13 protein-coding genes are annotated in these 18,956 nt (G+C 61.3%); 11 read left to right on the forward strand and 2 right to left on the reverse strand.

Annotated elements, in window-relative coordinates; genetic code table 11:
- Positions 1–439: 439 nt before the first annotated feature.
- On the reverse strand, positions 440–1,195 hold the full coding sequence (locus PZ897_RS07395) for a DeoR/GlpR family DNA-binding transcription regulator (RefSeq protein WP_275751282.1): 756 nt from the start codon (positions 1,193–1,195) through the stop codon (positions 440–442).
- Between the two features lie 124 nt (positions 1,196–1,319).
- On the opposite strand from PZ897_RS07395, the gene PZ897_RS07400 reads away from it, so the two are divergent.
- Entirely contained in the window at positions 1,320–3,737 is a 2,418-nt protein-coding gene (locus tag PZ897_RS07400) for an FAD-dependent oxidoreductase (protein WP_275751284.1), read from the forward strand.
- Positions 3,738–3,755: 18 nt separating this feature from the next.
- Here the strand turns inward: PZ897_RS07400 and PZ897_RS07405 are convergent, their stop codons facing one another.
- Positions 3,756–4,643, reverse strand: a complete 888-nt coding sequence (locus tag PZ897_RS07405; RefSeq protein ID WP_275751285.1) for a LysR substrate-binding domain-containing protein — start codon at positions 4,641–4,643, stop codon at positions 3,756–3,758.
- A gap of 126 nt (positions 4,644–4,769) precedes the next feature.
- Here PZ897_RS07405 and PZ897_RS07410 point away from each other — a divergent pair, with 126 nt between their 5' ends.
- From PZ897_RS07410 to PZ897_RS07455, 10 genes are all read left to right on the forward strand, one after another.
- Positions 4,770–6,434, forward strand: coding sequence for a Na/Pi cotransporter family protein (locus tag PZ897_RS07410; protein WP_275751287.1), 1,665 nt, complete (start codon positions 4,770–4,772; stop codon positions 6,432–6,434).
- Between the two features lie 105 nt (positions 6,435–6,539).
- Positions 6,540–7,730: a 2-aminoethylphosphonate--pyruvate transaminase gene (locus tag PZ897_RS07415; RefSeq protein WP_275751289.1), complete on the forward strand. Its 1,191-nt coding sequence runs from the start codon at positions 6,540–6,542 to the stop codon at positions 7,728–7,730.
- 35 nt (positions 7,731–7,765) lie between these two features.
- A complete protein-coding gene (gene phnA, locus PZ897_RS07420; RefSeq protein ID WP_275751290.1) occupies positions 7,766–9,016 on the forward strand; it encodes a phosphonoacetate hydrolase in 1,251 nt (416 codons plus the stop codon).
- A gap of 21 nt (positions 9,017–9,037) precedes the next feature.
- Positions 9,038–10,504 (forward strand): phosphonoacetaldehyde dehydrogenase, encoded by a 1,467-nt coding sequence (gene phnY, locus PZ897_RS07425; RefSeq protein WP_275751292.1) that lies wholly within the window; start codon positions 9,038–9,040, stop codon positions 10,502–10,504.
- Between the two features lie 79 nt (positions 10,505–10,583).
- The gene (locus PZ897_RS07430; RefSeq protein WP_275751294.1) at positions 10,584–11,933 is read left to right on the forward strand and encodes an aspartate aminotransferase family protein; all 1,350 of its coding nucleotides are present in this window, start codon (positions 10,584–10,586) and stop codon (positions 11,931–11,933) included.
- The gene (locus PZ897_RS07435) at positions 11,930–12,769 is read left to right on the forward strand and encodes an EamA family transporter (RefSeq protein WP_275751296.1); all 840 of its coding nucleotides are present in this window, start codon (positions 11,930–11,932) and stop codon (positions 12,767–12,769) included. Before PZ897_RS07430 ends, PZ897_RS07435 begins: the two co-directional genes overlap by 4 nt.
- A gap of 218 nt (positions 12,770–12,987) precedes the next feature.
- Entirely contained in the window at positions 12,988–14,010 is a 1,023-nt protein-coding gene (locus PZ897_RS07440) for a putative 2-aminoethylphosphonate ABC transporter substrate-binding protein (protein WP_275751297.1), read from the forward strand.
- 78 nt (positions 14,011–14,088) lie between these two features.
- Positions 14,089–15,180: a putative 2-aminoethylphosphonate ABC transporter ATP-binding protein gene (locus tag PZ897_RS07445; RefSeq protein WP_275751299.1), complete on the forward strand. Its 1,092-nt coding sequence runs from the start codon at positions 14,089–14,091 to the stop codon at positions 15,178–15,180.
- A gap of 1 nt (position 15,181) precedes the next feature.
- Positions 15,182–17,185, forward strand: coding sequence for a putative 2-aminoethylphosphonate ABC transporter permease subunit (locus PZ897_RS07450; protein WP_275751301.1), 2,004 nt, complete (start codon positions 15,182–15,184; stop codon positions 17,183–17,185).
- Between the two features lie 222 nt (positions 17,186–17,407).
- Positions 17,408–18,565 carry an iron-containing alcohol dehydrogenase gene (locus PZ897_RS07455; protein ID WP_275751303.1) on the forward strand — a complete coding sequence of 386 codons (1,158 nt, stop codon included), beginning with the start codon at positions 17,408–17,410 and terminating at the stop codon, positions 18,563–18,565.
- Positions 18,566–18,956: the final 391 nt, after the last annotated feature.

Below are 18,956 nucleotides of genomic sequence, written 5' to 3' on the forward strand. Positions count from 1 at the left end.
CTTGAGCCGGCGTCGATATCCACGATCGCCGCAAGGTCCATCGGCCTGCGAGCGGTTGGCGTTGCCTTCCGCTCCAGCCAAACCAGCGCGCCAAGGCTGTCATCTCAGCGCCGGTCTGTCCTGCCGGCAAAGCTGACAAGCATCCACGGTGTTGGTTCGCTCAATGTCCAGCCGGAGCCGGGCCATGTGGCCAGTGCGTTTTCGCGGGCTGCCTGTGCGCCGATCCGGCGGTGATGGGATCAGCCAAGCCTCACGCCACGATGTGAAGAGCTGCATCGGCTTGGGCGATCTTTGAATTTGACGGCGCGTCTGGTGGCTGCGTTGATCATCGTACTTCAAGGTCCGGGAAGAAGCGGCACCGGGTCAAGCGATGTTCAGACCTTCTGGTCCGGCAGAAAGCCCGGGTTCGCGGTGGCTGGCAACAAGACTAATGGGGGTGTCAGGCGCGTATCAGGGGCAGGCCGATGCGGGTCAGCATGGCCTGCTCCTCCGGCCCCGGTGTCTGATCGCAGATCACGGCCCGGGCCGTCTGCGGCGATTTCCAGCGCAAGGGTGCGGGGCGGCCGAATTTGCCGTGATCGGCCAGAAAGTAGCACTGGGTTGCTGCGCTGCGCATGATGTTTCGCAGCGCGAACCCGTCGCGATCGAAATCGGTCAGGCCTTGCGCGGCGCTCAGGCCGCCAAGGCTGATGAAGGCGAAATCGACATTGTAGCCTGCCATCATTTCCGCCGCATCCGGCCCGGTGGTTATGTTCTGGGCGAGCGAAAGGGGTCCGCCCAGCAGCACCACCTCGGCCGCGCCGCCCAGTTCCTGGGCGATGGCAATGTCATTGGTCCAGAGCTTCAGCCCGACACGCGCCCGCAGCTGCCGTGCCAGGGCCAGGGTGGTTGAACCGCAATCGAGAGCCACGCGCGCCCCATCCGGCACAAGGGCTGCAGCGCGCCGGGCGATCCGGGTCTTGCCGGCAATATTGGTCGCAAGCCGGGCCTGCAAATCGGGCTCCTGTAACCCCAGCCGCGCCGCACCGCCATAAACCAGCCGCAACAGCCCCCGGTCTGCCAAGTGCGAAAGATCATGTCGCACTGTCTCGCGTGTCACGCCCAGTCGGGCGGCAAGCTGCACCGTGCGCGCAGACTCGACCTTGTCGAGATGGTCAAGAATGGCGCGGTGGCGCTGGATCGGCAGATCGGTCATGGGCGGTTTCCTGTGGCGGCTTATGGATGCCACAGAATTTTCGATATGCCAATAAGGTAAAGAAACTTCCAAATTATGCCAAGTCGCGCTAGTCCTGAGACCAGAGCCAGATTGAGGGAATGCGATGACCAGAACCGACCTGCCAAGCCATGCCCGCGTAGTTATTGTCGGGGGCGGCATCGTTGGCGCATCCACCGCCTATCACCTGACCAAATCGGGAATTTCCGACGTGGTGCTGCTCGAACAGGGGCAGCTCTCGTCGGGAACGACGTGGCATGCTGCCGGTCTGGTGGGGCAGTTGCGCGGGCATTCGGTGCTGACCGAGCTGATCAAGCATTCCACCAAGCTGTATTCCGAACTGCATCAGCTGACAGGGCTTGAGACCGGCTGGAAGCAATGCGGCTCGATCTCGGTTGCGCGCACGGATGGGCGGATGGGGCTGTTGCGCCGCACCATCGCCAGCGCCCGTGCACAGGGGGTGGAGGTGGAGGAAATGACGCCCGAGCAGGCCGGCGAGATGTGGCCGCCGATGCGGGTGGAAGATCTCAAGGGGGCGATCTGGCTGCCTGGCGACGGCAAGGCCAATCCGACCGATCTGACGCAATCGCTGGCCAAGGCTGCGCGCATGGGCGGGGCACGGATCGTCGAGGGCGTGCGGGTGACCGGGATCAGCCAGAGCGGCGGCCGGGTGAGCGGAGTTGAGACCGCGCAGGGCAACATCACCGCAGAGATCGTGGTCAATTGCGCCGGCCAGTGGGCGCGGAAGCTGGGGCAGATGTGCGGTGTCAGCGTGCCGATGCATTCGGCGGAGCACATGTATATCGTCACCGGTGCGGTGCCGGGGGTTCATCCCGACTTGCCGGTGATGCGCGATCCCGACGGCTATATCTATTTCAAGGAGGAGGTCGGCGGCCTTTGCATGGGCGGGTTCGAACCGGTCGCCAAACCCTGGGGAATGGATGGCATCCCCGACGACTTCGCGTTTCAGCTGCTCGAGGATGATTGGGACCAGTTCGAGATTCTGATGCAAAACGCCCTCATCCGTGTGCCTGGGCTGGAGACGGCGGAGGTGAAGAAATTCTACAATGGCCCGGAAAGCTTCACCCCCGATAACAACTTCCTGCTGGGTGAAGCGCCGGAACTGAAAGGCTTCTTCGTTGGGGCCGGGTTCAATTCGATGGGGATTGCCAGTGCCGGCGGGGCCGGGCTGGCGCTGGCCGAATGGATTGTCGAGGGCGCGCCGACGATGGACCTGTGGCCGGTCGACATCCGCCGGTTCGCCGGTTTCAACAACAACCCGACATGGCTGCATGACCGGGTGAAGGAAACCCTGGGGATGCATTACACCATGCCCTGGCCAAATCTCGAGCAAGACAGCGCGCGGCCCTTCCGCCGGTCGGCTCTTTATGACCGGCTGAACGCCAAAGGCGCGGTCTGGGGCAGCAAGATGGGCTGGGAGCGGGTGAACTACTTTGCCCGCAACAAGGCGGAATCGTCAATCGAGTATTCGTTTGGCCGTCAGAACTGGCACGATGCGGTGGCGGCGGAACATGTCGCGACCCGCACCGGGGCGGCGCTGTTCGATCTGTCGTCGTTTTCCAAGCTGATGGTGGAGGGCCGCGATGCCCTGGCGGTGCTGAACCGGATCTGCGCGGCAAATCTGGACAGGCCGGTTGGCACTTCGGTCTATACCGGCATGTTGAACGCGCGGGGAGGGTACGAAAGCGACCTGACGGTGTTCCGGTTGGGCGAGGCGCGGTTCATGATCGTGACCGGATCGGCGCAGGCGGTGCATGACGCCGACTGGATCAGGAAGAACACGCCCGGGGACGCGCATGTGTGGGTGTCGGATGTGACCAGTGCGTGGTCGGTGCTGGCGGTGATGGGACCCGACGCGCCGGCACTGCTGCAAGGCCTGACGCGCAGCGATCTGTCCGACGCTGCCCATCCCTTTGCCACTGTCGCCGAGATTGATCTGGGCTACGCAACGGTTCTGGCAAACCGGATGAGTTATGCCGGCGAGGCCGGGTTCGAGCTGTTCGTGCCGGTGGACTTCACGCTAGGGGTGCATGAGGCGCTGGTGGGGGCGGGCGCGCTGGTGCATGCGGGCTATTATGCGCTCGACAGTCTGCGGATCGAGAAAGGCTTTCGGGCCTGGGGGCGGGAACTGACGCCCGACATCACGCCGTTTGAGGCGGGTCTCGGCTTTGCCGTCGATTTCGACAAGCCGGACGGGTTTATCGGGCGCGAGGCCTTGCTGGCGTTGCGCGGGAAGCCGTTGCATCAGCGAATAGTAATGCTCAGTGTGGATGATCCTACGCCCCAGCTTTGGGGTGGGGAATTGGTGGCTCGTGACGGAGTGCCGGTGGGCAAGGTGATGTCGGCGGCGCATGGCCACAGCATCGGGCGGCCTGTCACGCTGTGCCGGATCGAGGAGCCGGCACGTGGCATCGACCGCGCCTATCTCTCGAACGGCCGGTTCGAGATTGACCTTGCCGGCGCGCGGTTTGCCGCGACCTGGCACCCCAAGCCGCCGGTCTAGGACTTAGGTCAGAGGCGTTTACTCGTCTGTCGCCGTGTTTCTTGCTTCTTCGTGCGCGATTTTCAGAAAGGCGCTGACCAGTTTGCCGCCACGACGCTCACGCAGGCAGATCAGGGTTTCGTCCATCATCATCTGCTCTTCTTCCTCCAGGGGGATGCGCACCAGGCGTGGATCTTCGCCAAATTCGGCAGCGGAGACAAAGCCCACGCCAACACCCGAGGCGACAATCTCGCGCACCGCTTCGCGCCCCTCGGCGATGATCGAGGGGGTAAAGACGAAACCGTTGGCCTCTGCTGCTTCCTCGAACTTCTTGCGGGTCTTGGAGCCGGATTCGCGCATCACCAAAGGCAACCCCTGAAGATCCTGGAAGCCGAGGCTTTTACGTTGGGCGATTGGATGGTCGAGGGCAACAAAGGCGGAAATCGGGGTGGAGTTGAGCGCGACGGTTTCAAAATCGCGCGATGGCGGGAGTTCGCCCAGAATGCCGATGTCCGCTTCATAACTGAACAGGCTCGCAATCACGGTTTCGGTGTTGCCACCACTGATCGTGACCCCGACACCGGGGTATTTCTGCCGAAACCGGGCCAGGATCTTGAGCACATGCAGCGCGCTATCCGCCACGATGCGCAGGGTGCCGGCGCGGGTCGCGCGGCTCTCGGTGAGCAGTTCCCGCGCCTGCTCTTCATTGTCGAACAGACGCCGCGTGATCTCCAGCAGCTTTTCGCCCGAGGGGGTCATTGTGACCTGTTTTCTGTGCCTGTTGAACAGGAGGATATCGTATTCCTCTTCGAGCTTGCGCACCTGGTCGGAGATCGCCGGCTGGGTCAGCAGCAACTCTTCCGCCGCTCGGGAAAACCCGCCGCAAATGGCCACATAGTGAAAGGCGCGAAGCTGGACGTAGCGCATGACAGGCTATCCTTCATAGGGGAAGCTTATATATCCAACGAAACTAACGATTTGCTCTATGAGGAGCAAGCGCGCTTTATGGTCGTCTGCAGCTTTCGTCTCTTTCCCCAACACCAAGGACTGCCAATGCTTCCTGTCGCCTTTCTGATTCATCTGGCAGGAGCGGTGATGTTGCTGCTGTGGGCCGTGCGGATGGTTCGCACGGGTGTGGAGCGGGCGCATGGCACGCGGCTTAGGGCAGCTTTGCGCGGCGCGCGCGGCGGTACTCCGCAAATGGCGCTGGTCGGGATGGTGCTGGCGGTGGTGCTGCAAAGTTCGACCGCTGTGGGGATTCTGGCTGCCGGGTTCGCAACCTCGGGTATCCTGACGGTGGCGACCGGGATTGCGGCGCTGTTGGGAGCGGATCTGGGATCGGCGCTGGTGGTCAAGATCCTGTCTTTTGACCTGTCGGGCCTGATCCCGTTGCTCCTGCTGGTTGGGGCGACGATGTTTCTGAAATTCGAGGCGCGAACCGTGCGGCAGACCGGACGGATTGTGCTCGGCATCGCTTTCATCCTGGTGTCGCTGCAAATGGTGGGGCAGGCGACCGGACCCTTGCGCGGCAGCGACCTCTTGCCGGGGCTGATGGGCTATTTGCGTGGCGACCCGGTGACCGCTTTTCTTGTGGCGGTGATGATTGCCTGGGTCGTGCATTCCTCGGTCGCGACCGTGCTTTTGCTGGTGACCTTCGCCGCTGGCGGGATGCTGCCTCTGGAGGTAGCCGTGCCGATGGTTCTGGGCGCCAACCTTGGCGGCGGCATCGTCGCCGTCTGGCTCACACGGGGAATGGAACAGGAGGCCCGGCGCATTCCGCTCGGCAATCTGATCTTTCGCGGCATTGCGTCGGTTTTGCTGCTGGCGCTCACGCAGGCCGTTGAACTGCCGATCACGCTCCTGGGCGCGACAGAGCCGGTTCAACTGGTCAATTTTCACCTGGCTTTCAACTTTGTGCTGGTTGTGCTGGCCTTGCCGCTTGTCCATCCGATGGACCGGCTGACGCGGCGCCTGCTTCCGCAGCCGGCGGTCAAATCCGGAGAAAATGAAACATTGCCCGAAGTCAGCATGCTGGACCGTGCCACGCTCGGCAATCCGGCTTTTGCGCTCGCCAGCACCAAGCGCGAATTGCTGCGAATGGGCGAGACCGTGGCGGCGATGTACCGCCCGGTGATGGAATTGATGGACGGTGGCAATCTGGAAAAGATCGCCCGCGTTCGTGCGCTCGACGATCAGGTCAACCGCAAACACACCGGCATCAAGCTGTTCATAGCCGAGCTCAACCGGGGTAAGCTGACAAAGCACGAGGCAAAGCTTGGCGCCGAGCTGACCGATTTCTCCATCACCCTTGAACATATCGGCGACATCATCGCCAAAGGCCTGCTGACCCTTGCCGAAACCCGGGCGCGGCAGAATCTGCGTTTTTCGCCGGAAGGCTGGCTGGAAATGTGCAATCTGCACAGCCGGGTCGAGGCGAACATGCATCTGGCACTCAACGTACTGATTTCCGGAGACGTCGAAAGCGCGCGGCAATTGGTGAAGGAAAAGGAGGTGATGCGAAAGCTGGCGCGCGACAGCCACGACCGCCATCTCGAACGGCTGTGCAACAGCCATTCGGCCAGTATCGACACATCCGATATCCATCTGGAAATCGTGCGCGCACTGAAAGAAATCAATTCGCTTCTGGTGACGGTCGCCTATCCGATCCTGACCGAAAGCGGACTGCTGCTGGAAAGCCGCCTGGCGCACGCATCATAATCCATCAGTAGAAACGTTGCATGGATACAAAATAACGATTTTACATATACAAGTCGGCGTGGAAAAACGAACCCATACCGCCACTTCCAAATTGAGGCTGCACCCATGACTACGCTTGCAAATGATGCCTTTCCGAACCCCGCCAAGGGGGAGCCGTTCTTGCTCACGCCGGGTCCGTTGACGACTGCGTTTTCGGTGAAAGAGGCGATGTTGCGCGATTGGGGGTCATGGGACGGGGATTTTCGCGCCATGACCAAAAGCATGTGTGATCAACTGGTCGCCTTGGCGGGCGATACCTCGGGTGAATTCGTGTGCGTGCCGATGCAGGGGTCGGGCAGCTATTGCGTCGAGGCGTTGCTGGGAACCTTCGTGCCGCGCGATGGCAAGGTGCTGGTGCTGGCCAATGGCGCCTACGGGCTGCGGGCGGCGGAAACCATGCGCTATCTTGACCGCGCCTATACGTTGATCGACAACGGCGACTACATGCCGCCGCGCGGCGATGAAGTGGCTGCCGCCCTGGCCGCCGATCCTGCGATCACGCATGTGATTGCAATTCACTGTGAAACGTCGTCCGGTATCCTGAACCCGGTGGCCGAAATTTCCGAGGCCACCTATGCCGCCGGACGCAAGCTGCTGGTCGACAGCATGTCCGCCTTCGGAGCGATGGATCTGGACGTGCGCCGCATCCGGTATGAAGCGATGGTGTCTTCGGCCAACAAATGCATCGAGGGCGTTCCCGGATTTGGTTTCGTGATTGCGCGCAAGAGCGAGCTGGAGGCCTGCAAGGGCAACTCGCATTCACTCAGCCTCGATATTCATGCGCAATGGACAACCATGGTGAAGACCGGCCAGTGGCGCTATACACCGCCGACCCATGTCGTGGCGGCGTTTCTGGAGGCGCTGCGCTTGCATGCGGCGGAAGGTGGCATCGCCGGGCGGGGTGCGCGCTATGCGAAAAACCGCGATGTGATGGTGGCGGGGATGCGGGAGCTTGGCTTCGAAACCCTGCTCAAGGACCGCTGGCTCTCGCCGATCATCGTGACGTTCTTTTGCCCTGCCGATCCGAAGTTTGTTTTCACCGAGTTTTACGAGCGGATGAAAAGCAAGGGCTTTATCATCTATCCCGGAAAGCTGACCGTGGTGGAGAGCTTCCGGGTCGGGTGCATCGGCCGCATGGACGAGGCGGTGATGACCCGTGTGGTTCAGGCTGCCAAAGAGTCACTCACTGAAATGGGGGTCAGCTCTGCTGCACCGTCCGCCGCCGCAATTGCCGAGCGCGCAAAGCTCGCCGCCTGACAAGGGCCTCAAGCACGTTTTATAAAGGACTGACAATGAATGCTTCCTCCCACGCCCCCGTTGTGGCGAACGACCGCAGTTATCCCTGGCCCAAGGTTCCAGCCATCGCCATCTGCCTTGATGGATGTGAGCCGGACTACCTGACCCAGGCGATTGCCAAGGGCCTGATGCCGACGCTCAAGCGGATGCGTGAAACCGGAACCGACCGACTGGCGCATTCGGTGATCCCGTCGTTCACCAACCCCAACAACCTGTCGATCGCCACCGGGCGACCTCCGTCGGTGCACGGGATCTGCGGCAATTATCTCTACGAACCAGAGACCGGCAAGGAAGTGATGATGAATGACGTGCGGTTCCTGCGGGCGCCGACCGTGTTCTCAAAATTCCACCAAGCCGGCGCGCGGGTGGCGATTGTCACCGCCAAGGACAAGCTGCGGGCGCTGCTGGGCGCAGGGCTGACATTTGATGATGACCGGGCCAGGTGCTTTTCGGCGGAACGCTCGGACAGTTCAACCCAGGCCGAGCATGGACAGGAGGCGGCCAGCACATGGCTGGGGATGGCGCAACCGGAGGTCTATTCGGCAGAGTTGTCGGAATTCGTCTTCGCTGCCGGCGTCAAGCTGCTGGCGGAGTGGAAGCCGGATGTGATGTATCTGACGACCACCGATTACGTGCAGCACAAATATGCCCCACATCAGCCCGAAGCGCAGGCGTTTTATGAGATGTTCGATCGCTACCTCACACAGCTTGATGCAATGGGAGCGGCGATCGTGGTCACCGCCGATCACGGCATGAAGCCCAAGCATGATGCCAATGGCGAACCGTCGGTGATCTATGTCCAGGATCTGCTGGACGAATGGCTGGGCGAGGCGGCGGCGCGGGTGATCCTGCCGATCACCGACCCCTATGTCGTCCATCATGGCGCCCTGGGCGGTTTTGGCACGGCCTACCTGCCCAAAGGCGCTGATACGGCGGATATTATCTCCCGATTGGCCGCGCGGCCCGAGATTCTTGAAGTGATGGACAAGGCCGAAGCGGTGAAGCGGTTTGAGCTTCCGGCGGACCGGATCGGTGACATCGTCATGATCTCGACCGAGAACATGACCATCGGCACCTCCGCCCACCGCCATGATCTTGCCGCGCTGAACGAGCCGCTCAGAAGCCATGGCGGTCTGACCGAACAGGAGGTTCCGTTCATCGTCAACCGGGTGATGGATTTGCCGAATGAACCGGTCCTGCGCAATTTCGACGCGTTCTTTTATGCCACCACGGCAGCGGCCCAATGAGCAGTGCAATGAAAGGGACGGATGATGTTTGATCCACGCACGCGCAAGCTCGAGCCCAGGCACGAGGCCATGCGCATCGGGGGCGAAAAGGTGTTCACCGACGAGGTGATCGAGGTTCGCTATCCCTATACCGATGAAGTGATCGGCACGGTTCCCGCCGGCAAGGCCGAACATGCGGCCCGGGCGTTCGAGATTGCGGTGGCCTACAAGCCGAACCTCAGCCGCTATGATCGCCAACAGATCCTGTTCCGCGCGGGCCAGCTGATCAAGGAGCGGCGCGAGGAACTGGCCTATTGGCTGGTGCTGGAACTCGGCATCTGCTGGCAGCATGCGCTCTACGAGACCGGTCGCGCCTATGACGTGTTCACGCTGGCGGGGCAAATGGCCATTCTCGATGACGGCCAGATTTTTTCCTGCGACCTGACCCCGCAGGGCAAAGAGCGCAAGATTTTCACCTTGCGCGAACCGGTCGGCGCGATTTCCGCAATCACGCCGTTCAACCACCCTCTCAACATGGTCAGCCACAAGATCGCGCCGGCGATCGCGACCAACAATTGCGTTGTCTGCAAGCCGACCGAATTGACGCCGCTGACGGCGATTGCGCTTGCCGACATCCTGTATGAGGCGGGCCTGCCGCACGAGATGTTCCAGATCGTCACCGGCTGGCCCAAGGATATCGGCGATGAGATGATCACCAACCCCAATATCGACATCATCACCTTCACCGGTGGCGTGCCGGTGGGCAAGCTGATTGCCTCCAAGGCGGGGTACAAAAGAATGGCGCTGGAGCTGGGCGGCAACGACCCGCTGATCATCTGCAACGATCTGTCGGATTCGGACCTGGACAAGGCTGCCACGATTGCGGTTGCCGGCGCCACCGGCAATTCGGGCCAGCGCTGCACCGCCGTGAAGCGGATTCTGGTGCAGGAGTCTGTTGCCGACCGTTTCGTGCCGCTGGTGCTGGAAAAGGCAAAAAAGCTGCGCTTCGGCGACCCGATGGATCCCGAAACCCAGCTCGGCTGCGTGGTTCATGCGCAGGCGGCAGAAACCTTCGAGCGCCGGGTGATGGACGCGGAGGCGCAGGGTGCGAAGATTCTCTACCACCCCGGCCGGCAAGGCGCACTGTTGCCCCCCATTGTGGTCGATCATGTCCCGCATGGCAGCGAACTGGTGATGGAGGAAACCTTCGGCCCGATCGTGCCCATCGTCCGGGTGCCCGATGATGATGATGCGGTGATGGCCATTTCCAACTCCACCCAGTTCGGCCTGTCATCGGGGGTCTGCACCAATGATTTGAACCGCGCGATCGCTTATGTGAACGGGCTTGATGTCGGCACGGTCAATATCTGGGAGCAACCGGGATACCGGATTGAAATGTCTCCCTTCGGCGGCATCAAGGACAGTGGCAATGCGGTCAAGGAAGGCGTGTTGGAGGCGATGAAGTTTTTCACCAATGTCAAAACCTATTCCTTGCCTTGGCCTCGCTAAGGCGATCAGATCTCCCTGCACCTGACGCGGCTCCGCCCTGGAGCCGCTTTTTTGCAGGTATGGAACAAGGGCGCGGCGCATGAAGATCAGCCATACCGAGGGCGAATCAAACCAGTCGGCGGCGCGCAGGGCCTGGGCCGCCAGGCATCCCGACGCCGTCACCCGCGATCTGCTGGCCCGTGATGGCGACGCCTTTATGCACCAATCCCTGTCCAGCCCTTGCGTCTCCACCATCGCCAGGGCGGACGGTATCTGGATCGAGGATACCGCAGGCCGGCGCTTTATGGATTTTCACGGCAATTCCGTGCATCACATCGGTTATGGCCACCCCCGCCTGATTGCCGCGATCAAGGACCAGCTCGACACATTGTCGTTTGCGCCCCGCCGGTTTACCAATGAACCCGCGGTGCAACTGGCCGAAAAACTGGGCCAGATCGCCCCGGCTGATTTGTCAAAGGTGTTGTTTACCACCGGCGGGTCCGATGCCAACGAGGTGGCGTTGAAAATCGCCCGCGCCGCCACCGGGCGGTTCAAGACCATCAGCTTCTGGGATGCGTTCCACGGCGCGGGCTTTGGCGCAGCTAGCGTGGGCGGCGAAGCGACGTTCCGCAGCCATATCGCGGGGCCGCTGTTGCCCGGCGCCGAACATGTTGCCCCCTTCAACTGCTACCGGTGTCCTTATAATCACGCAGGACCAGATACCTGCGGGCTGGCTTGCGCCGGCATGATCGACTTCGTGCTTGGCCGCGAAACCGATGTGGCGGCGGTGATCGCCGAACCGATGCGCGCCGTGCCCGTGGTGCCGCCGCCGGGATTCTGGAAGCAGGTGCGGGCGGCTTGCGACCGTCATGGCGCGCTGCTGATCATGGATGAGATTCCAACCGGACTGGGCAAGACCGGCCGCATGTTTGCCTTTGATCATGATGAAGTGATCCCGGACATCGTGACCCTTGGCAAGGCCCTTGGCGGAGGCGTGCTGCCCATCGCCGCCGTGATCGCCCGCAAGGACCTTGATGTCTGCGGCGATTTTGCCATTGGCCATTACACTCACGAGAAGAACCCCGTGACCGCCCGTGCCGCCCTGACCACCTTGCAGATCATCGAGGATGAAGGGCTGGTGGAGCGCAGCGCGACCCTCGGCGCCCACGCGCTGCACCGGCTGCAGGCGTTCGCATCCCGCAGTCCCTATGTCGGCGATGTGCGGGGCAGGGGACTGATGTTCGGGGTGGAGATTGTCGAGGACCGTGCCTCCAGAGTCGAGGCGCGCGACCGGGCCGAACGCATCTATTACCGCTGTCTTGAGGCGGGGCTGTCTTTCAAGATCAGCGCGGGCTGTGTGCTGACGCTGTCACCGCCCCTGACCATTGCGCTTGAAGAGCTTGACCACGCAATCAGCATCGTGGAAACCGCCATTCTGGCGGAGCCATGACCACCTTCGCCCTGGCCATCGTGCTGTTTTCGGCGCTGCTGCATGCAGGCTGGAACGCGATGCTGAAGGCGGTCGATGACCGGGCAGGAGTTCTGGGGGCTGTGTCGCTGGCCCATGCCCTGGTCGGAGTGGTGTTGATAGCCCTGTCACCGCTGCCGGCCTTGGCAAGCTGGCCGTCGATCATCATCTCGACGCTGGTGCATTATGCCTATTACCTGCTCCTGTTCCGCGCGTATCGTCACGGCGACCTGAGCCAGGTCTACCCCATCTCGCGCGGGCTCGCCCCGGCCATTGTCGCGTTTTCTGCCTGGATGCTGATCGACGAAACCCTGGCGCCGCTGGCGGTGGCGGGGCTGGTTGCGATTACGGCCGGAATCTGCCTGCTGGCATTGCAACGCGGCGCTGCAGCGGCACCGCGCAGCACCCTTGGGTTTGCGGTGCTTCTGGGTCTGTGTATCGGCGCTTATTCCACGGCCGACGGCATCGGCATCAGGCTGGCCGGAACGGCCACCGGATACATGGGCTGGCTGTTCCTGTGCGAGGCGCCGGTGCCGCTGATGATTGCGCTTCACCGCCGCCGAAACCGGGGCCAGTTTGCACCACGCACCTTGGTCTATGGTCTGTTGGGCGGGATGGCAGCCGTTACCGCATACGGGCTGGTGCTGTATGTCAAAACCATTGCCCCGCTCGGCGCGGTTTCGGCGGTGCGCGAATCCAGTGTCATCATCGCCGCGCTGATCGGGGTCTTTGTCTTTGGCGAACGGCCATGGCCGGGCCGTATCCTGGCCTCCATTGTCGTCGCCTTGGGCGTTGTGGCGCTAACGTGGGCAGGATAGGGCGAATATATCGCGCCAACTTATGCAATTATAAAATAAATAGATTTTACTTATTCTTGAAGGATTTCCAATCTCACGTTTGTGAAGGGTTCTTTCTTGTGTCACGCTACTGTCGCACGTTCACTACAGAAGGAGCCTGATCGGCCACGGGGGAACTGCCGGGATCACCGGCGCAATAACCGCCGACAAATAACATCCAACCCAACAGGGGAATGACCATGACAAGAACATCTTTTCTATGCATGAGTGTTGCGGCCTCGGCGCTGTTCGTGAACGCTGCATTCGCTGACACCGAACTGACTGTCTACACTGCCGTCGAGGCTGAAGACCTTGCTCGCTACGCAGCAACCTTCAATGAGGATCACCCGGACATCAAGATCAACTGGGTGCGCGATTCGACCGGGGTCATCACCGCCAAACTGCTGGCTGAGAAGAACAACCCACAGGCCGATGTGGTCTGGGGACTTGCGGCTACCTCACTCCTGGTGCTCAAGACCGAAGACATGCTCGCACCCTATGGCGCGGAAGGGCTGGACAAGCTTTCCGCCAGTTTCCGCGACTCCGACACCCCGCCATCCTGGGTGGGTATGGACGCCTGGGTTGCCGCGGTCTGCTACAATACCGTTGAGGGCGAAAAGCTTGGCCTGACTGCGCCGGCGAGCTGGATGGACCTGACAAAGCCGGAATATGCAGGCCATGTGGTCATGCCGAACCCGGCCTCTTCCGGTACCGGCTTCCTTGACGTTTCTTCCTGGCTGCAGATCTTTGGCGAGGAAAAGGGGTGGGAGTACATGGACGGGCTGCACCAGAACGTCGCCGCCTATACCCATTCCGGATCCAAACCTTGCAAGATGGCTGCGTCCGGAGAAACCGTGATCGGCATCTCGTTCGCCTTCCGCGGCGCCAAATCCAAGGCCGAGGGCGCGCCGATCGACATTATCATCCCGTCCGAGGGCGTGGGCTGGGACATGGAAGCAACTGCAATCATTGCAGGCACAGCCAACGAAGAGGCTGCGAAGACACTGCTGGACTGGTCGATCACTCCCAAGGCGATGGAGATGTACAATGTCGGTTACGCCGTGGTGGGCATTCCCGGCATCGCCAAGCCTGTGGACTATTTCCCCGAAGGCATCACCGATGCAATGATCGACAACGATTTCGAATGGGCCGCCAACAACCGCAGCCAGATCCTCGAAGAATGGGCCAAGCGGTACGACACCAAGTCCGAACCCAAGGGCTGATCCGTTTCGTTTGATCTTCGGAGCCAGGGGACGCCGCATCGCGGCGTCCCGCCCTTTGCCCTATCCGGAAAGCCAGTCATGCCAAACAATGCCGATGCCTACCTTGAAATCAAAGATCTGTGGAAAGCGTTTGGCGTCTTTCTGGCACTCAAAGACATCAATCTTGTTATCGGCAAAGGCGAATTTGTCTGTTTCCTTGGGCCATCGGGGTGCGGCAAGACAACGCTTCTGCGCGCCGTGGCGGGCTTGGACCCGCAGACGCGCGGGCAGATCCATCAGGGCGGACAGGATATTTCGAACCTGCCGACCTCGAAACGCGATTACGGAATCGTGTTTCAATCCTATGCGTTGTTTCCCAACCTGACCGTGGCGCGCAATATAGCCTTCGGGCTGGAAAACACGGGCCGCCCGAAGCAGGAAATCAAGACCCGCGTCGCCGACCTTCTGGCGCTGGTCGGTTTGCCCGAGCAGGCGGAGAAATACCCCGCGCAGCTTTCCGGCGGTCAGCAACAGCGCATTGCCCTCGCGCGCGCCATTGCCATCGATCCCGGCCTGTTGCTGCTCGACGAACCGCTGTCGGCGCTGGATGCCAAGGTGCGGGTCCATCTGCGCCATGAAATCAAGGAATTGCAGCGCAAGCTCGGGGTGACCACGATCATGGTCACGCATGATCAGGAAGAAGCGCTTTCGATGGCCGACCGCATTGTGGTGATGAACCACGGCACGGTCGAACAGGTTGGAACCCCGACCGAGATTTACCGCCAACCCGCCACCCTGTTCGTTGCCGATTTCATTGGCGAGACCAACAAGGTCGCCACCACCTACAGCGGCGGGCGGGTCACCCTGGGGTCGGTCTCATTGAGCACCGAGATGAAGGGCGTGGCCGAAGGCGCTTCCGTCACTGTGGCGGTGCGGCCCGAAGATGTGGTGCCGCATCTGTCCACCGAAGCAGGGGAAGGGGCGGCCAACCTGTTGCCCGCGCAGCTGGTGGACATGGAGTTCCTCGGTTCTTTCTGGCGCTGCCGTCTGCAATCGGACATTCTGGGCGGGCAGGAGCTGATCGCCAACTTCTCCATCAATGCAGTGCGGCGGCTCGATCTGAAGCCGGGGCTCGACATGGCGGTGGAACTTCCGGCGGAACGCGTTCTCGTGTTTGCGGAAGGGGCGTAAGATGTCGGATGCAACCCTTCCTGCCGGCCGCGCGGTCAAGCTGAAACTGGATCGCGACGGCGCGATCAAGCGCGCCTTCATGGCGGTGATCGCATTGTATCTGATCGTGGCTCTGGCGCTTCCGCTTTACGCCATGCTGTCCAAGAGCTTTGTCACCTACAGCTTTGACCTTGCGCGCTATGAATTCCAGGTCAGCGACGAAGCGGGGAATTTCGGACCGCCGCAAACCGCCGCCGCCATCAACGCCGAGCTGGGCGTGTTTGACGCCGATGATCTGCGATCGTCGTCGGACGGCCGGCTCGCTGCGACCGCGTTCTTTCCGGATTTCAGTTTTCGCAGTCCGGTGAAATACCGTATTCGCGGCACCGGGCCGGATGCGCCCTATCTGGTCGGGCTGGACCTGCAAAACACCACCGAATGGAAGGAGTTTGACGGCAACACTTTCCGCCGCATCAATCTGCGCCCGGTCAAATCGGTGGGCGTGCAGAACTATTCCGAGTATTTTTCCAACCCGGCCTTGTTTTCCTCGATCCAGAACTCGGTCTTTATCGCGGTGATCAGCACCGTGCTGACCGTGGTGGCGGCTTTCGGCTTCGCCTATTCGCTCAACCGAAGTCTGATGCGCTTCAAGGGGTTTTTCAAACTGGTCGCAATGATGCCGATCCTCGTGCCATCGCTGCTGCCCGGTATCGCGCTGATCTATCTTTTCGGCAATCAGGGCATGCTCAAATCGCTGATGATGGGGCACAGCATCTACGGGCCGATAGGCATCGTCATCGGATCGGTGTTCTTCACCTTTCCCCATGCGCTGATCATCATCTCGACTGCGTTGTCGATTGCGGACCAACGCCAGTATGAAGCAGCGGAATCCTTGCGCGCCAGCAGATGGCGAACCTTCTGGACCGTGACCATTCCCGGCGCGCGCTACGGCCTGATCTCGGCGGCGTTCGTGACCTTCACGCTGGTCATCACCGATTTCGGCCTGCCCAAGGTGATCGGCGGGCAGTACAATGTGCTGGCGATCGACATCTACAAGCAGGTGATCGGCCAGCAGAATTTCGAAATGGGGGCGGTGGTCTCTGTGGTCTTGCTGATTCCTGCGGTGCTGGCGTTCATCGTCGACCGGCAGGTGCAGAAAAAACAGGTGTCGCTGCTTTCGGCCCGGTCGGTTCCCTTCCAGCCAAAACCGAACAAGACATTCGAGGCACTGTGCCTGATGTGGTGCGGGGTGATGGCGGTCTTCATCCTCGGGCTGATTCTCGTATGCCAATTTGCGGCGTTGGTTCAGTTCTGGCCCTATGATTTGAGCCTCAGCCTGAAGAACTACGATTTCAACCGCACCGATGGCGGCGGCTGGGATGCCTACACCAACTCGATCCAGTTGGCGCTGATGACCGCGGTTTTCGGCACGCTGATCGTCTTCACCGGCGCGTATATGGTGGAAAAGATCGACGGCTTCAAAACCGGGCGCGGGATGTTTCAGTTCCTGGCAATGTTGCCGATGGCGGTGCCGGGGATGGTGCTCGGACTGGCCTATATCTTCTTCTTCAACGATCCGGCCAATCCGTTGAATGCAATTTACGGCACCATGACGATCCTGGTTGTCTCGACCGTGACGCATTTTTATACGGTCGGTCATTTGACCGCGCTGACAGCGTTGAAGCAGATCGATGCCGAGTTCGAGCCGGTGGCAAGCTCCCTGCGTCAACCGTTTTACCGCTTGTTTGCCCGGGTGACTGTGCCGGTCTGCCTGCCTGCGATCCTGGACATCTCGATCTATCTGTTTGTCAACGCGATGACGACCGTGTCGGCGGTGGTGTTTCTGTATTCCACACATACGACGCTGGCCTCGGTGGCGGTGCTGAACATGGATGATGCGGGCGATATTGCGCCCGCGGCGGCAATGGGAATGATGATATTCTACACCAACGCCGGCGCCCGCCTGTTGCACATGCTGGCTTCGCGCAGGATTCTGCGCAGAACGCAAAGCTGGCGCGGGCGGTAAGGGGCGCGGGGCTGCGGCCTCCCCCTGCATCGGTCGTCTGGCATTTGCATCAGACTCGCAGATGCGCCACCTTGATGGGGCGCGGCCAGTCTTGCGCCCAACCAGTCTTGCACCCAGCCAGTCTGGTGCAAGCGATCGACTGTGCGACGCTGTGAGACCCGGATCTGTTGATCCCGACCTTCCGCCGTCACGTGTCACAGGACTTTTCCAGGAGAATTCCTAATGTCGCCGTTTGTTTTCAACACCACCAGAAGCATCCGGTTCGGGGCCGGTTCGCTCGGCAGCATCGGAAGCCTGGCACGGGCTGTCATTGGCGCGCGCGTCTGTGTGGTCACGGATGCGGGAATGATGGCGACGGGCATCGTCGAGCAGGCGGTGGCCACGCTCAAGGCTCACGGAGTCGTGGTGACGCTGTACTCCGGGGTTCAGGCCGATCCGCCGGAAGCGGTGATCCGGGAGGCGGCTGACATCGTCCGCTCGGCGGCTGTTGACGGGGTGATCGGCCTTGGCGGTGGCTCGTCGCTCGATGTGGCCAAGCTGGTGGCACTTCTCGGCGTTGGCAAAGAAGAGTTGAAATCGATGTATGGGGTTGAAAAAGCCAAGGGGCCGCGGCTGCCGCTGATCCTGGTGCCGACCACAGCGGGCACCGGATCAGAGGTGACGCCGATTTCGATTGTCACCACAGGGGCCGCGGAGAAAATGGGGGTGGTCTCGCAGGTGCTGCTGCCGGATGTCGCGCTGCTTGATCCCGAACTCACCTATGGCCTTCCGCCGCAGGTGACGGCCGCAACCGGTATCGATGCCATGGTGCATGCGATCGAAGCCTATGCATCAGCCAGCGCCAACAACAACCCGCTGTCGCGGCTGCTGGCAAAACAGGCGCTCGAACTGATGGGGCCTACCCTGCTCAAGGCGGTGCAAAACGGCGCCGATGTGGATGCCAGGGCGGATATGCTGCTGGGCTCGATGCTGGCAGGCCAGGCCTTTGCCAATTCACCGGTGGCGGCGGTTCATGCGCTGGCCTATCCCCTGGGCGGGCATTTTCACATTCCGCACGGGCTGTCGAATGCGCTGGTGCTGCCGCATGTGCTGCGCTTCAATGCGGCGACTGCGCATCAGGCCTATGTGGATCTGGCGCCGCATGTGTTTCCCGAGCTCACGTCCTTTCAGGGGCAGGAGCGGGTGGCACTGTTTTGCGACAGGCTGGCCGATCTGTCCGCCGCATGCGGTCTGCCGCAAACCCTGCGCGAGATGGGAATCGGCGAGGACTGGTTGCCGAAACTTGCCCGGGACGCGATGAACCAGACGCGGTTGCTGGTCAACAATCCGCGTCCGGTCACCGAATCCGACGCCCTGGCGATTTACCGCGCAGCCTTCTGATCGCTGCCGGGGCGGCTGCCCGGATGGTTTGACGAGAGGATGAACACCGTGCGGCGGCGGACAGGCTGAGATGGGGCGTCCCCGGTCGCTGCGGACTGAGAGCCGCCATGCCTGCAATATGGGTTAGGAAGGGGAGGGATGCGAAACGCAAATCCGCCCCCCTCTCGGCTTATCCTGCGGTGACGCCGGCATCGGGTGTCCCCGGGAAAACCGCGATCTCGCCTGAGCACCCTGTATCCCGTTGAAAATCTGCAGAAAACCGCGATGTTCATGCGGGTTCGCGGCGGGGAAACCGCGGTTTTCCCGCTATTGTGAAAATAATGTGATTTTTTCGAATTTTGTCTGTTGACTCTTTGTGTGGGTGGGACCTATAAACCGCTCACACAACGAG

This window comes from Hoeflea sp. YIM 152468 (genome assembly GCF_029210485.1).
Classification (GTDB): Bacteria; Pseudomonadota; Alphaproteobacteria; order Rhizobiales; family Rhizobiaceae; genus Hoeflea.

Bases quoted from the DNA above. Each gene is read 5' to 3' on its own strand.
- PZ897_RS07395 (WP_275751282.1), bottom strand. From the start codon at position 1,195: ATGACCGATCTGCCGATCCAGCGCCACCGCGCCATTCTTGACCATCTC.
- PZ897_RS07400 (WP_275751284.1), top strand. From the start codon at position 1,320: ATGACCAGAACCGACCTGCCAAGCCATGCCCGCGTAGTTATTGTCGGG.
- PZ897_RS07405 (WP_275751285.1), bottom strand. From the start codon at position 4,643: ATGCGCTACGTCCAGCTTCGCGCCTTTCACTATGTGGCCATTTGCGGC.
- PZ897_RS07410 (WP_275751287.1), top strand. From the start codon at position 4,770: ATGCTTCCTGTCGCCTTTCTGATTCATCTGGCAGGAGCGGTGATGTTG.
- PZ897_RS07415 (WP_275751289.1), top strand. From the start codon at position 6,540: ATGACTACGCTTGCAAATGATGCCTTTCCGAACCCCGCCAAGGGGGAG.
- phnA (WP_275751290.1), top strand. From the start codon at position 7,766: ATGAATGCTTCCTCCCACGCCCCCGTTGTGGCGAACGACCGCAGTTAT.
- phnY (WP_275751292.1), top strand. From the start codon at position 9,038: ATGATGTTTGATCCACGCACGCGCAAGCTCGAGCCCAGGCACGAGGCC.
- PZ897_RS07430 (WP_275751294.1), top strand. From the start codon at position 10,584: ATGAAGATCAGCCATACCGAGGGCGAATCAAACCAGTCGGCGGCGCGC.
- PZ897_RS07435 (WP_275751296.1), top strand. From the start codon at position 11,930: ATGACCACCTTCGCCCTGGCCATCGTGCTGTTTTCGGCGCTGCTGCAT.
- PZ897_RS07440 (WP_275751297.1), top strand. From the start codon at position 12,988: ATGACAAGAACATCTTTTCTATGCATGAGTGTTGCGGCCTCGGCGCTG.
- PZ897_RS07445 (WP_275751299.1), top strand. From the start codon at position 14,089: ATGCCAAACAATGCCGATGCCTACCTTGAAATCAAAGATCTGTGGAAA.
- PZ897_RS07450 (WP_275751301.1), top strand. From the start codon at position 15,182: ATGTCGGATGCAACCCTTCCTGCCGGCCGCGCGGTCAAGCTGAAACTG.
- PZ897_RS07455 (WP_275751303.1), top strand. From the start codon at position 17,408: ATGTCGCCGTTTGTTTTCAACACCACCAGAAGCATCCGGTTCGGGGCC.